12 protein-coding genes are annotated in these 13,219 nt (G+C 53.3%); 8 read left to right on the top strand and 4 right to left on the bottom strand.

Annotated elements, in window-relative coordinates; all coding sequences use genetic code 11:
* Positions 1-4: 4 nt before the first annotated feature.
* Together SBG_RS16450 and rsmD are read right to left on the bottom strand one after the other, a co-directional pair.
* Positions 5-274 carry a DUF1145 family protein gene (locus SBG_RS16450; protein WP_000906763.1) on the bottom strand — a complete coding sequence of 90 codons (270 nt, stop codon included), beginning with the start codon at positions 272-274 and terminating at the stop codon, positions 5-7.
* A complete protein-coding gene (gene rsmD, locus SBG_RS16445; RefSeq protein ID WP_000743279.1) occupies positions 264-860 on the bottom strand; it encodes a 16S rRNA (guanine(966)-N(2))-methyltransferase in 597 nt (198 codons plus the stop codon). Before rsmD ends, SBG_RS16450 begins: the two co-directional genes overlap by 11 nt.
* A gap of 147 nt (positions 861-1,007) precedes the next feature.
* Here rsmD and ftsY point away from each other — a divergent pair, with 147 nt between their 5' ends.
* The 4 genes from ftsY (at position 1,008) to rpoH (ending at position 5,338) form a co-directional block, all read left to right on the top strand.
* Positions 1,008-2,519, top strand: coding sequence for a signal recognition particle-docking protein FtsY (gene ftsY, locus SBG_RS16440; RefSeq protein ID WP_001040604.1), 1,512 nt, complete (start codon positions 1,008-1,010; stop codon positions 2,517-2,519).
* A 2-nt stretch (positions 2,520-2,521) separates the two neighbouring features.
* On the top strand, positions 2,522-3,190 hold the full coding sequence (gene ftsE, locus SBG_RS16435; protein ID WP_000617730.1) for a cell division ATP-binding protein FtsE: 669 nt from the start codon (positions 2,522-2,524) through the stop codon (positions 3,188-3,190).
* Complete coding sequence (gene ftsX / locus SBG_RS16430) at positions 3,183-4,238, top strand: permease-like cell division protein FtsX (RefSeq protein ID WP_001081702.1); 1,056 nt, start codon at positions 3,183-3,185, stop codon at positions 4,236-4,238. Before ftsE ends, ftsX begins: the two co-directional genes overlap by 8 nt.
* Before the next feature lie 245 nt (positions 4,239-4,483).
* Entirely contained in the window at positions 4,484-5,338 is an 855-nt protein-coding gene (rpoH, locus tag SBG_RS16425) for an RNA polymerase sigma factor RpoH (protein ID WP_000159621.1), read from the top strand.
* Positions 5,339-5,458: 120 nt separating this feature from the next.
* On the opposite strand, the gene pdxR is transcribed toward rpoH, so the two are convergent.
* Complete coding sequence (gene pdxR, locus SBG_RS16420; protein WP_001202408.1) at positions 5,459-6,952, bottom strand: MocR-like pyridoxine biosynthesis transcription factor PdxR; 1,494 nt, start codon at positions 6,950-6,952, stop codon at positions 5,459-5,461.
* A 118-nt stretch (positions 6,953-7,070) separates the two neighbouring features.
* Between pdxR and SBG_RS16415 the strand changes: the two genes are divergently transcribed.
* From SBG_RS16415 to livJ, 3 genes are all read left to right on the top strand, one after another.
* Complete coding sequence (locus SBG_RS16415) at positions 7,071-8,336, top strand: 4-aminobutyrate--2-oxoglutarate transaminase (protein WP_000833477.1); 1,266 nt, start codon at positions 7,071-7,073, stop codon at positions 8,334-8,336.
* A gap of 137 nt (positions 8,337-8,473) precedes the next feature.
* Positions 8,474-9,718, top strand: coding sequence for an aromatic amino acid transport family protein (locus SBG_RS16410; protein ID WP_001293911.1), 1,245 nt, complete (start codon positions 8,474-8,476; stop codon positions 9,716-9,718).
* A gap of 252 nt (positions 9,719-9,970) precedes the next feature.
* Positions 9,971-11,074 (top strand): branched chain amino acid ABC transporter substrate-binding protein LivJ, encoded by a 1,104-nt coding sequence (gene livJ / locus SBG_RS16405; RefSeq protein ID WP_015703043.1) that lies wholly within the window; start codon positions 9,971-9,973, stop codon positions 11,072-11,074.
* 198 nt (positions 11,075-11,272) lie between these two features.
* Here the strand turns inward: livJ and panM are convergent, their stop codons facing one another.
* Entirely contained in the window at positions 11,273-11,656 is a 384-nt protein-coding gene (gene panM, locus SBG_RS16400; RefSeq protein WP_000778901.1) for an aspartate 1-decarboxylase autocleavage activator PanM, read from the bottom strand.
* Between the two features lie 419 nt (positions 11,657-12,075).
* Between panM and livK the strand changes: the two genes are divergently transcribed.
* A complete protein-coding gene (livK, locus tag SBG_RS16395; protein ID WP_000822972.1) occupies positions 12,076-13,185 on the top strand; it encodes a high-affinity branched-chain amino acid ABC transporter substrate-binding protein LivK in 1,110 nt (369 codons plus the stop codon).
* The last annotated feature ends 34 nt before the right edge of the window (positions 13,186-13,219 follow it).

The raw sequence follows: 13,219 nt of genomic DNA, 5'->3' as shown, positions 1-13,219 counted from the left end.
GCAGTTATTTTTTACCGTTAAACTTTTTCTGCCAGACCAGCAGTTCAAACACGCCAAACAGAAAAATACGGATTTTTTCGCCGGTGGTCATTTGCGGGCCGTCTTTCGGCATTGTCGATTTGAGTAGCGCCAGTTGCATGCCGTGCATCAACACCATAAAAACCAGCGCCACGTTGACGAAAATGTTGAGTGGGCGCGGGAAGGGCTGTACCAGGTTGAGAATTAAAAAAGCCCACACGAACAGCATCAATAAACGACCCAGATTAATCAGCATCACCTTCTCCTTGTGCGGTGCGTTGATACAAACGATAGGCGACTTGCCCGGCGACTTTCTCCCGGTATAGCACCCAATTTGCCGGTACTGGCGGCAAACCGTTTTCAACTTCGCTTTCGACATAGATCAATGCTTCATCCGCCAGCCAGCCGTGGCTTTCCAGTAAATTCAGCGTCTCTTCAAGTAACCCTTTACGAAACGGCGGATCGACAAACACCACGTTGTGCGGCGTTCCCGTTTGCGCCAGGAAAGCCAGCGTATTGGCGTTGACCACGCGGGCATTGGCTGCCTTGAGCGTAGCAAGGTTCTTTTGTAGCTGCTGCGAAACCGCGCGATCCATCTCCACCAGGGTGGCGTCGGCGGCGTAGCGAGACAGGGCTTCCAGTCCCAGCGCGCCGCTACCGGCGAAGCAATCCAGGCAACGAGCATCTACCATTACGGGAGCCAGCCAGTTAAACAGCGTTTCGCGTACCCGGTCGGTGGTTGGGCGTAAACCGGGGCTGTCCGGAACCGGGAGTTTACGTCCTCGCCATTGTCCGCCAATAATGCGGATCTGGCCGCTGCCTGAGTGAGTCGGTTTTTTCATTTCTCTTGCTCGAACCGCCCGTTACATGTCATTCCAGGCGGTGATGTGAATTAAGTTAAGTGATAGACTATTTCATCATTTTTTTAGCTGCTATGTACATAGCGTTGACGCTGTGCCATGAAGCAACAGCGGGGAGTGTGGTCGCAAATGGCAAAAGAGAAAAAACGTGGCTTTTTTTCCTGGCTGGGCTTTGGTCAAAAAGAGCAGGCGCCGGAAAACGAGACAGAAGTAAAAAGTGAAGAGAAACAAACTGTTGCAGAAGATGTGACGGTTGACGCGCCCAAAACGCATACCGAGGCGGAATCCGAGGCCTTTGCCGCTGAGGTCGTGGACGTGTCGGAACAGATTGCTGAAAGCGAAAAGCGGCCTTCGCAGCCTGACGTGGCTGAAGCGCCGCAGCCTGAGGTAGAGCTGGTCACTGAACTGCCGGAACCAACCGTTGTCGCAGCAGCCATTGAACGTGAAGAACTGCCGTTGCCGGAAGAGGTTGCTCAGCAAGCGGTAGAAGAGGTGCAAGCCGAAACGGTGTCGCCGCAAGAGTGGCAGGCCGAAGCGGAAACCGTAGAAATTATTGAAGCGGTGGAAGAAGAAGGCGAAAAAGCAGCGAAATTTACCGACGAGGAGCTGGAAGCGCAGGCTCTGGCGGCCGCTGCGGCGGAAGAGGCGGTGATGGTGGTGCCGGTTGCGGAAGATGGCACACCGGTTGAAGAGATCGCTCAGGAACAAGAGAAGCCGACCAAAGAAGGGTTCTTTGCGCGTCTGAAACGCAGCCTGTTAAAAACCAAAGAAAACCTTGGTTCCGGATTTATCAGTCTGTTCCGTGGCAAAAAAATCGACGATGATTTGTTTGAGGAACTGGAAGAGCAGTTACTCATCGCTGATGTCGGGGTGGAAACCACGCGTAAGATTATCGCGAACCTGACGGACGGCGCCAGCCGCAAACAGCTTAAAGATGCCGAGGCGCTGTATGGCCTGCTGAAAGATGAGATGGGTGAGATTCTGGCGAAGGTTGACGAACCGCTTAATATTGAAGGTAAAACGCCTTTTGTTATTCTGATGGTTGGTGTGAACGGCGTAGGGAAAACCACCACTATCGGTAAGCTGGCGCGTCAGTTTGAACAGCAGGGTAAATCTGTCATGCTGGCAGCAGGGGATACTTTCCGTGCAGCGGCGGTCGAGCAGCTACAGGTCTGGGGACAACGCAACAATATTCCGGTTATCGCCCAGCATACTGGCGCGGACTCAGCGTCAGTTATCTTCGATGCTATTCAGGCCGCGAAGGCGCGTAACATTGATGTATTGATTGCCGATACGGCAGGGCGTCTGCAGAACAAATCGCACCTGATGGAAGAACTGAAAAAAATCGTTCGCGTCATGAAAAAACTGGACGAAGAGGCGCCGCATGAAGTGATGCTGACCATTGATGCCAGTACCGGGCAGAACGCGGTAAGTCAGGCCAAACTGTTCCATGAAGCGGTGGGCTTAACCGGTATCACCCTGACCAAGCTGGATGGTACGGCGAAGGGCGGGGTGATTTTCTCGGTAGCGGATCAGTTCGGCATTCCTATCCGCTATATTGGTGTCGGCGAACGAATTGAGGATTTACGTCCGTTTAAGGCGGACGACTTTATAGAGGCACTTTTTGCCCGAGAGGATTAACAATGATTCGCTTTGAACATGTCAGCAAGGCCTATCTCGGCGGGAGACAAGCGCTGCAGGGAGTGACATTCCATATGCGGCCAGGCGAGATGGCGTTTCTGACCGGCCACTCAGGCGCGGGGAAAAGTACCCTGCTAAAGCTTATCTGTGGGATAGAGCGGCCCAGCGCGGGTAAAATCTTCTTCAGCGGGCATGATATTACCCGCCTGAAAAACCGTGAGGTGCCGTTTTTGCGCCGCCAGATTGGGATGATTTTCCAGGATCACCACCTGCTGATGGACAGAACCGTCTATGACAATGTGGCGATACCCTTGATCATTGCCGGCGCCAGCGGTGACGATATTCGTCGTCGCGTGTCAGCAGCACTGGATAAGGTTGGGCTGCTGGACAAAGCGAGAAACTTTCCGATTCAACTCTCCGGGGGCGAACAACAGCGTGTGGGGATAGCTCGTGCGGTGGTCAACAAACCTGCGGTATTGCTGGCGGATGAACCAACCGGGAACCTGGATGATGCGCTGTCGGAAGGAATTTTACGTCTGTTTGAAGAGTTTAACCGCGTAGGGGTGACGGTACTGATGGCGACGCACGATATTGGGCTTATCTCCCGTCGTTCATATCGCCAGCTTGTCCTGAGCGATGGACATCTGCATGGAGGCCTGGTCAATGAATAGACGTGACGCGATCAACCAAATCAGACAGTTCGGCGGACGGCTGGACCGCCTGCGTAAGTCTCGCGGCGGAACAGGCGGCGGGCGCAACGCGCCAGGACGCCAGAAGCCGGCGCCGAAACCGAATTCACGTAAAACGAACGTTTTTAATGAACAGGTGCGCTATGCCTGGCACGGCGCGCTGCAGGATCTGAAAAGCAAACCACTGGCAACGTTTCTGACGGTGATGGTGATCGCCATCTCCCTGACGCTGCCCAGCGTCTGTTACATGGTCTATAAGAATGTCAACCAGGCGGCGACTCAGTATTATCCGTCGCCGCAGATCACCGTTTATCTGCAAAAAACGCTGGATGATGACGCGGCGGCGCGGGTGGTTGGGCAGCTTCAGGCCGAGCAGGGCGTTGAAAAGGTCAACTACTTGTCCCGCGAGGATGCGTTGGGGGAATTTCGCAACTGGTCTGGCTTTGGTGGCGCGCTGGACATGCTGGAAGAGAATCCGTTGCCAGCGGTCGCAGTCGTGATCCCGAAGCTGGACTTTCAGAGTACTGCTTCGCTTAACACGCTGCGCGACCGTATTTCACAGATTAACGGTATTGACGAAGTCCGGATGGATGATAGCTGGTTTGCGCGGCTGGCGGCGCTCACCGGGCTGGTGGGGCGCGTATCGGCGATGATCGGGGTGCTGATGGTCGCCGCCGTGTTCCTTGTTATCGGCAACAGCGTGCGTCTGAGCATTTTTGCCCGTCGCGATACCATTAACGTGCAGAAACTGATTGGCGCGACCGATGGCTTTATTCTGCGTCCGTTCCTGTACGGTGGCGCGTTGCTCGGTTTTTCCGGCGCCTTTCTTTCGCTGATATTGTCTGAAATTTTGGTGATGCGTTTATCATCGGCAGTGACTGACGTGGCCCAGGTATTTGGCACTAAGTTTGATCTCAATGGTTTATCGTTCGATGAATGCCTGCTGTTGCTGCTGGTTTGCTCGATGATTGGTTGGATCGCCGCATGGTTGGCTACGGTACAACATTTACGTCACTTTACTCCCGATTGATAAAATCGTGGTATAATCTTTCCCTGCAATGGGCTTCCGTCCGCAGGGAAAGAGTTCCTGTTGTCTCTTCCCCGCGTTTCATCTTCATGTCACATTATGTGTGTAAATTATGCACAATGTTACATTGAACTTGTGGATAAAATCACTGTCTGATAAAAGAGTGGATGATATTCTCGTTGCTCATCAGCTTTGGCACGGTTGTTGCTCGCTGACGATGCCAGGCAATACTGATTGAGAGGATTTGAATGACCAAAGAAATGCAAAATTTAGCTTTAGCCCCTGTTGGCAACCTGGAGTCTTATATCCGGGCGGCGAACGCGTGGCCGATGTTATCGGCTGACGAGGAGCGGGCATTGGCTGAAAGGCTGCATTACCAGGGCGATCTGGAAGCAGCTAAAACGCTGATCCTGTCTCACCTGCGCTTTGTTGTTCATATTGCTCGTAACTATGCGGGCTATGGTCTGCCGCAGGCGGATTTGATTCAGGAAGGTAATATCGGCCTGATGAAAGCCGTACGCCGTTTCAACCCGGAAGTGGGCGTACGTCTGGTGTCCTTTGCAGTGCACTGGATCAAAGCCGAAATTCATGAGTATGTGCTGCGTAACTGGCGTATCGTCAAAGTGGCGACCACCAAGGCACAGCGCAAGCTGTTCTTTAACCTGCGTAAAACCAAGCAGCGTCTGGGCTGGTTTAACCAGGATGAAGTAGAAATGGTGGCGCGTGAACTGGGGGTTTCCAGCAAAGATGTACGTGAAATGGAATCCCGCATGGCAGCGCAGGACATGACGTTTGATATGTCTTCGGACGATGAGTCCGACAGCCAGCCAATGGCTCCGGTGCTTTATCTGCAGGATAAGTCGTCTAACTTTGCCGACGGCATTGAAGACGATAACTGGGAAGAGCAGGCAGCGAACCGTCTGACCGATGCGATGCAGGGTCTGGACGAACGTAGCCAGGATATTATTCGCGCCCGTTGGCTGGATGAAGACAACAAATCAACGCTGCAGGAACTGGCCGATCGCTATGGCGTGTCTGCAGAACGTGTTCGCCAGCTTGAAAAGAACGCAATGAAAAAACTGCGTGCGGCGATCGAAGCGTAACGTTTTTCGCAGACCAACAAACGCCCTGACGTTGTCAGGGCGTTTTGCTTTAAGCCTCCTGCTAATCATGCAAGTTGGATAAGGCGCTTGTTTCGCCCCCCGGCATAACGAAATCTGCTTTCATGTGGTTATCAGCGCCTGCGGACAGTGAGGGTGCAAACAGGTCAGCAGCGTGGCGAAGGCCGGTTCCATTTGCGCTTCCGTCAGACAGGCAAATCCCATCAGCAGTCCTTTTTTACGCTGTGTTGTCAGGTAGTAGCGCGACAGCGGACGCACCAGAATATTTTGCGCATTGGCGCGGGCCGCAACCGCAACATCATCAACCTCGTCCGGCAAATTTAAGATCAAGTGCAGCCCGGCGTTATCGCTAAAATCTGACAGTGCCTGCGCACCACAGTGACGTTCAATCAGTTCGCTAAGAAAGGCGCGACGGCGGCTGTACAGTAACCGCATACGGCGAATATGAGCGGAATAATGTCCGCCGTTGATAAACTCGGCCAGCGCCATCTGGATCAGCGAATGGCCGCCGCGATAAAGTTCAGCATGGGCGCTTTTTAAAGCATCTATCAGCGGACGCGGTAACACCAGATAACCCAGTCGCAGTCCAGGATATAGCGTCTTGCTAAAGGTGCCGATGTACACCACTGGCGCATCGGGGATCAGCCCCTGCAATGCCGGAATAGGCTGACCGGAAAAGCGAAATTCGCTGTCATAATCATCTTCCACAATCCAGCTTCCATACTGTCTGGCAAGCGCCAGCAATCGTTGCCGCCGCTCAAGGCTCATTACCGCGCCCAGCGGATATTGATGGGATGGCGTCACGAAAATTAGCCGGGGAGGGTCCTGCGAGCGCTCGGGCGGCGCCAGGCCATTGGCATCAACGGCAACGGGAGTGATCCGCATAGCATTCATTGCCAGTACATGGCGAATTCCCCAGTAAGACGGTTCTTCCACCCAGGCCATATCGCCAGCGTCCGCCAGCATCCGTGTCACCAGGTCGATCGCCTGGTGGATACCTTCGGTGATAAGTATCTGATCTGCATGGCAGCGTACACCGCGCGCAACCCGCAAATAATCGACCAGCGCATGCTGTAATTCCGGTGTCCCGCCGTTACAGCTATAGCTCAGCCGCTCCGGCTTTGGACGGCGGCTGATACGCGCCTGAATCTTACTGAATAGGGGATGGGGAAAGGCGTTGACATCCGGGACGCCGGGAATAAATGCCCCCCACTGGCGCGGGCTGGCGCTGACGTGCTGGAGCAGATAACGCCCGCGTTGCGAAACAGAACCACTCAGGCCGACGTCCGCACAGTTTTCTGTGCCGCTGATCGCCGTTAAGAAGGTATCCGGCGCCGTTTGTGCGACGTATGTTCCGCTTCCCCGACGCGATACCACATATCCTTCCGCCAGTAATTGTTCATAAGTTGTTAATATTGTGTTTCTTGAAATTCCAAGTTCACTGGCAAGATCCCGGGAAGCGGGTAGACGGCTATGCGGCGGTAAAGAACCATCGAGAATAGCGTGACGAAGCGCGTTATAGAGCCGCTTATGGAGGAATTCGTCTTGCTCCTGCTGCATCCTGACCAGCAGCAGGTCGCCTACTAATGCCCGCAATTGGATCCCTCAGATAATCGGAATTGGTACTCGATTATAGGGCCAACTCCTGTGTAAATAAACGTCATAGTTTCAGATTTGTTGCAATTAAGTGACATGCTTAACAGGAGATCCGAGGGTGAAAAGTGCTGAACTGAATCATCGTCGCCAGCAGGCGACTCCCCGTGGCGTAGGTGTAATGTGCGACTACTTTGTAGAGAAAGCGGAGAACGCCACGCTGTGGGATGTGGAAGGCAATGAAGTGATCGACTTTGCTGCCGGGATCGCCGTGCTGAATACCGGACATCGCCATCCGAAGATTGTGGCGGCGGTAGAGCAGCAGTTGCAGGCGTTTACCCATACCGCTTACCAGATTGTCCCTTATGAGAGTTACGTCTCACTGGCAGAACGCATTAATGCTATCGCCCCTGTCGACGGGCCAGCAAAAACCGCGTTTTTTACCACCGGTGCCGAAGCGGTTGAAAATGCTGTAAAAATTGCCCGCGCCTACACTGGACGCCCGGGACTTATTACCTTTGGCGGTGGTTTTCATGGCCGTACATTCATGACCATGGCGCTGACCGGCAAAGTGGCTCCCTACAAAATTGGCTTTGGCCCGTTCCCGGGCTCGGTTTACCACGCGGTCTATCCGAACGCTGCCCACGGGGTTTCCGTTGACGATGCGCTCAAGAGCCTGGAACGTATATTTAAAGCGGATATCGCCGCCGATCAGGTCGCCGCGATTGTGCTGGAGCCCATTCAGGGCGAAGGCGGTTTCAACGTCGCGCCCGCCGCTTTTATGCAGGCGTTGCGCCTGTTGTGCGATACCCACGGCATTTTGCTGATTGCCGACGAAGTGCAAACCGGCTTTGCCCGTACCGGCAAGGTGTTTGCGATGCAGCACTATGCGGTGAAACCCGATCTGATGACGATGGCGAAAAGCCTGGCAGGTGGCTTCCCGCTATCGGGTGTTGTGGGGCGTGCCGAAGTAATGGATGCCCCTGCGCCGGGTGGATTAGGCGGAACTTATGCCGGTAATCCGCTGGCAGTAGCCGCCGCGCATGCGGTGCTGGATATTATTGAAGAAGAACAGCTCTGCCAGCGGGCTAATCAACTGGGTGAACATCTGCAAGAGGTGCTGAATCAGGCGCGCGCAAGCTGTCCGGCGATTGCGGATGTGCGTGGTCTGGGGTCGATGGTGGCAGTAGAGTTTAACGATCCGCAAAGCGGCGAGCCGTCTGCGGAATATACCCGCCAGGTACAGCGCAAAGCTCAGGAAAACGGCCTGCTGCTGTTGAGCTGCGGTGTCTACGGTAACGTTATCCGTTTCCTTTATCCCTTAACAATCCCGGATGCCCAGTTCAGCAAAGCGCTGGATATTCTGGCCCGTGTGCTGCGCGCCTGACGCGCCCGGAAAATCTCTACAGCGGCAGGGAAGCCTTTACGACCCTTGTGTCGTTCGTGCTCAGCGTGAGTGGTTAATCACCCTGATATCACCTTTTTTCCGGCGGCGATTGTCGCCGGAGTAAAACGGAAAATATTATGTCTGAAAATTCCACCTTTTCCCCGGCCCTGTCGCGCCGGGAGCGTACCGCTGTACCGGCTAAATCTCTGAGTTTCGTTGAAGGCGTGTCGATGATTGTCGGCACGAACATTGGCGCAGGCGTACTTTCTATCGCCTACGCCTCCAGCAAAGCCGGCTTCCTGCCGCTGTTGTTCTGGCTGGTGCTGGTGGGGAGCCTGACCACTATCACCATGCTGTATGTGGCTGAATCTACCTTACGTACCCGTAAACATTTGCAGTTAAGCGGTTTGTCGCATCGTTATGTCGGGCGATTTGGCGCGCTAATGATGTTCCTTTCCGTCTGCGTGAACAGCGTTGGCGCGCTGATCGCCTATATGAGCGGAAGCGGTAAGCTGCTGCATTCTCTGCTGGGCATCTCGCCGGCACTGGGCAGCGTATTATTTTTCATTCCCGCCGCCGGGGTGCTTTACCTTGGTCTGAAAGCGATCGGTCGCGGGGAAAAATTTATCAGTATCGGTATGGTGGTGATGATTGCTATCCTGATCGTCGCCACGATGCTGAAAGACACGACGCAAATGCGTTACCTGCTGGATGGCAACTGGCTGTATATGGTGCCGGTCTTTAACGTTGTGGCGTTTTGTTTCTCGGCGCAGTATATCGTACCGGAAATGGCGCGCGGTTTTACTGACAAGCCAGAAAAATTGCCGAAGGCGATTATGGTCGGGATGGGAATTACCTTCAGCCTGCTGGCGCTGGTGCCGATGTCGGTCATTGTACTCAACGGGCTGGATAATATTTCTGATGTGGCGACCATTTCCTGGGGGCGGGCGCTGGGGGAGTGGGCCTTTTTCTCCGCGAACCTGTTTGCCCTTTGCGCGATGCTAACCTCTTACTGGGGGCTCGGTGGCAGCTTTCTGACCAATATCTTTGACCAGTTCCGTTTGGGCGATGACAGCCAGCCAGTCAAACGCTTTCTGGTGCTGCTGGTCGTCGTGATACCACCGTTTATTCTCGCTTATAGCGGTATGGTGTCGTTTGTAAATGCGCTTTATTTTGCGGGCGTCTTCAGCGGGGTGATCCTGTCTATCATGCCCATTCTGATGCTAAAAGGGGCGCGCCAGCGCGGCGACCTTACGCCGGGCTGGACGTGTCCGGCACTCATTACTCATCCCCTGATCCAGACCTTCATTGTGTTGTTGTACCTTTGTAGCGCCGTGTATGCCATTGCTTCTGCGCTGGGCTATCTCCCGGCCGGTTGGTAAAGCGGCTATTTGGCTCCCCCGCGCCGGCATCACGGGCGCGGTTTTTTTGTCACTATTCTTTTACATTTCCGCTAATTTTATCTTTTCAAATCCGGGTGAATAGCGTTATGTTTAGCATAGTGTGCTGCAAAAGAGCGCAATGCAGCCCTTTAGATAGCTATCATATGCTTTTCTTATTTCATAAAACAGAATAATGCGCTAAAAAACAACATCATAACAAATGCAATAACCACAATCATGGGGAGCTTCAGGATGAATATGAAGGGTAAAGCGTTACTGGCAGGATGTATTGCCTTAATTATGAGCAGCCAGGCGCTGGCAGAAGAGATTAAAGTGGCGGTGGTCGGCGCGATGTCGGGGCCCGTGGCGCAGTATGGCGATCAGGAATTTACCGGCGCGGAGCAGGCGATTGCCGATATTAATGCCAAAGGCGGTATTAAGGGCAATAAGCTGGTCGCGGTGAAATATGACGATGCCTGTGACCCGAAACAGGCGGTTGCGGTCGCTAACAAAGTGGTTAACGACGGTATTAAATATGTGATCGGCCACCTTTGTTCTTCCTCCACGCAGCCCGCTTCTGACATCTATGAAGACGAAGGTATTCTGATGATCACCCCGGCGGCCACCGCGCCAGAGCTGACCGCACGTGGCTATAACCTGATTTTGCGTACTACCGGTCTGGACTCTGATCAAGGCCCTACGGCGGCGAAATATATCCTTGAGAGCGTAAAACCGCAGCGTATCGCCATCATCCACGATAAACAGCAGTACGGCGAAGGCCTTGCGCGTGCGGTACAGGACGGCCTGAAGAAGGGCAATGCTAACGTAGTGTTTTTTGACGGTATCACCGCAGGCGAGAAAGATTTCTCCACTCTGGTGGCGCGCCTGAAAAAAGAGAATATCGATTTTGTTTACTACGGCGGCTATCACCCGGAAATGGGGCAGATTTTACGCCAGGCACGCGCAGCTGGCCTGAAGACGCAGTTTATGGGGCCGGAAGGGGTAGCGAACGTTTCTTTGTCTAATATTGCCGGTGATTCGGCGGAAGGTATGCTGGTGACCAAGCCGAAGAACTACGATCAGGTACCCGCCAACAAACCGATCGTGGACGCTATTAAAGCGAAAAAACAGGATCCGAGCGGCGCCTTCGTCTGGACCACTTATGCCGCGCTGCAATCGTTACAGGCAGGGCTGAATCAGTCTGACGATCCGGCGGAAATCGCCAAATACCTGAAAGCGAACACGGTGGAAACCGTGATGGGGCCGCTATCATGGGATGAGAAGGGTGATTTGAAAGGCTTCGAGTTCGGCGTGTTTACCTGGCATGCTAACGGTACGGCGACCGACGCGAAATAAGGATTGGCCGGGTGGCGCTACGCTTATCAGATCTACAGAGAGCAATTTCACTTATTGATGTTGCACTATTTGTATTGTAGGCCGGGTAAAGCGTAGCCGCCCCCCGGCTTTTTCCGTGTAATTTCCTGTCCAGCCTCACAACGAAATCAGGCGCTGGGCTTCGTTCCTTTATCCCATGAAGTCGACTGAACTCGTTGATTAACGCTTCTCCCAGCCGTCCTGCTGGGCGGTAAAGCCTAAGGCTTGCATAAACGCTGCCATCACTGCCCGATCTTCAACGCCGACATCAGCCATCCACCAGGAGGCGATAGCCGGGTTATCGCGTATCACTTCTTCCACCAGATACTGACCGACGCCGCGACGCCGGGTAACGTCGCGCACGCGTAAAGAATCCAGCGCGCCTTGCGTTCCGCTCAGCGTCACCCTGACGGCGGCCAGCAGACGCTCGTTAAAGCGGGCGGCATAAATCCGATGCGTATCATCTACGCTTAAAGACGCGGCGGAGTATTCCGGCCAGATTTTACCCAGGTCGATCAGATCCTGGGCGCTAAAATGTTCTAAACGAACAATAGTCAGCTTCATGGCAGCATGTCCAAATCGTGAAAGATGTGATTAGTGTACCGAAATAGTCAGGTCAGACGCTTTCTCTTTTTTGTGTCGTTTCTTAGCTTATTAATTTTTTAACAACGATAACCATAGTTTGAAACATTGCAGAATGAAAAACAGGCAGCATAATTCCCTGAATACTAGTGAATTATTCCGCTTATTGTGCCGTTATTTTATGCTGACAACTGCAATTTTTTTTGTTCATCTATGGCTAAAAGCAGAATATTATCTTTCCTTAATAGACTGAAAAATAGAGATTTTAATCTCATCATGCGTTAAATGATGTTCTAACTCCTTAATGAGACAGGTAAAAACGCATCATTGATAAAAGCACAGTCTGCTTTTTAACCAGCAAAACACAAAATATATAACATCACGAACGGGGATACTGGCATATGAAACGGAAAGCGAAAACGATAATCGCAGGGATCGTTGCATTAGCTGTCTCGCAAGGAGCAATGGCAGACGATATTAAAATTGCGGTGGTCGGGGCGATGTCCGGCCCGGTCGCGCAGTGGGGCGACATGGAATTTAACGGCGCGCGTCAGGCCATTAAAGATATTAACGCCAGGGGGGGGATCAAGGGCGATAAGCTGGTGGGTGTGGAGTATGACGACGCCTGCGATCCAAAACAGGCCGTTGCAGTCGCTAACAAAATTGTTAATGACGGTATTCAGTACGTTATCGGTCATCTGTGCTCCTCTTCCACGCAGCCCGCTTCAGATATCTATGAAGATGAAGGCATTCTGATGATTTCTCCGGGCGCCACTAATCCGGAACTGACCCAGCGCGGCTATGCGTACATCATGCGCACCGCGGGTCTGGACTCCTCTCAGGGACCGACCGCTGCGAAATATATCCTTGAAAAAGTGAAACCGCAGCGCATCGCCATTATTCATGACAAACAGCAATACGGAGAAGGACTGGCGCGTTCAGTGCAGGATGGGCTGAAGGCGGCTAACGCGAATATCGTGTTCTTTGATGGCATCACCGCTGGCGAAAAAGACTTTTCCGCGCTGATTGCCCGCCTGCAGAAAGAAAACATCGACTTCGTTTATTACGGCGGTTATTACCCGGAAATGGGTCAAATGCTGCGCCAGGCACGCGCGAATGGTCTGAAGACGCAGTTTATGGGGCCGGAAGGCGTCGGTAACGCTTCGCTGTCTAACATCGCGGGCGATGCGGCGGAAGGTATGCTGGTCACCATGCCAAAACGCTATGACCAGGATCCGGCGAACAAAGCGATCGTCGACGCGCTGAAAGCGGACAAAAAAGACCCCAGCGGCCCGTATGTGTGGATCACCTATGCTGCTGTGCAGTCGCTGGCAACTGCCCTGGATCGCAGCAGCAGTAAAGATCCGTTGGCGCTGGCTAACGATTTGAAAGCAAGCGGTGCGAATACCGTGATTGGGCCTATTTCCTGGGATGAAAAAGGCGATCTGAAGGGATTTGAATTTGGTGTCTTCCAGTGGCATGCCGACGGTTCATCAACCGTCGCCAAATAATTATCCCACCGCCCGTCCCTGCCGGGCGGCTATA

Source organism: Salmonella bongori NCTC 12419 (assembly GCF_000252995.1).
Taxonomy (GTDB): domain Bacteria; phylum Pseudomonadota; class Gammaproteobacteria; order Enterobacterales; family Enterobacteriaceae; genus Salmonella; species Salmonella bongori.
This window is presented reverse-complemented; position numbering and strand designations above follow the sequence as displayed.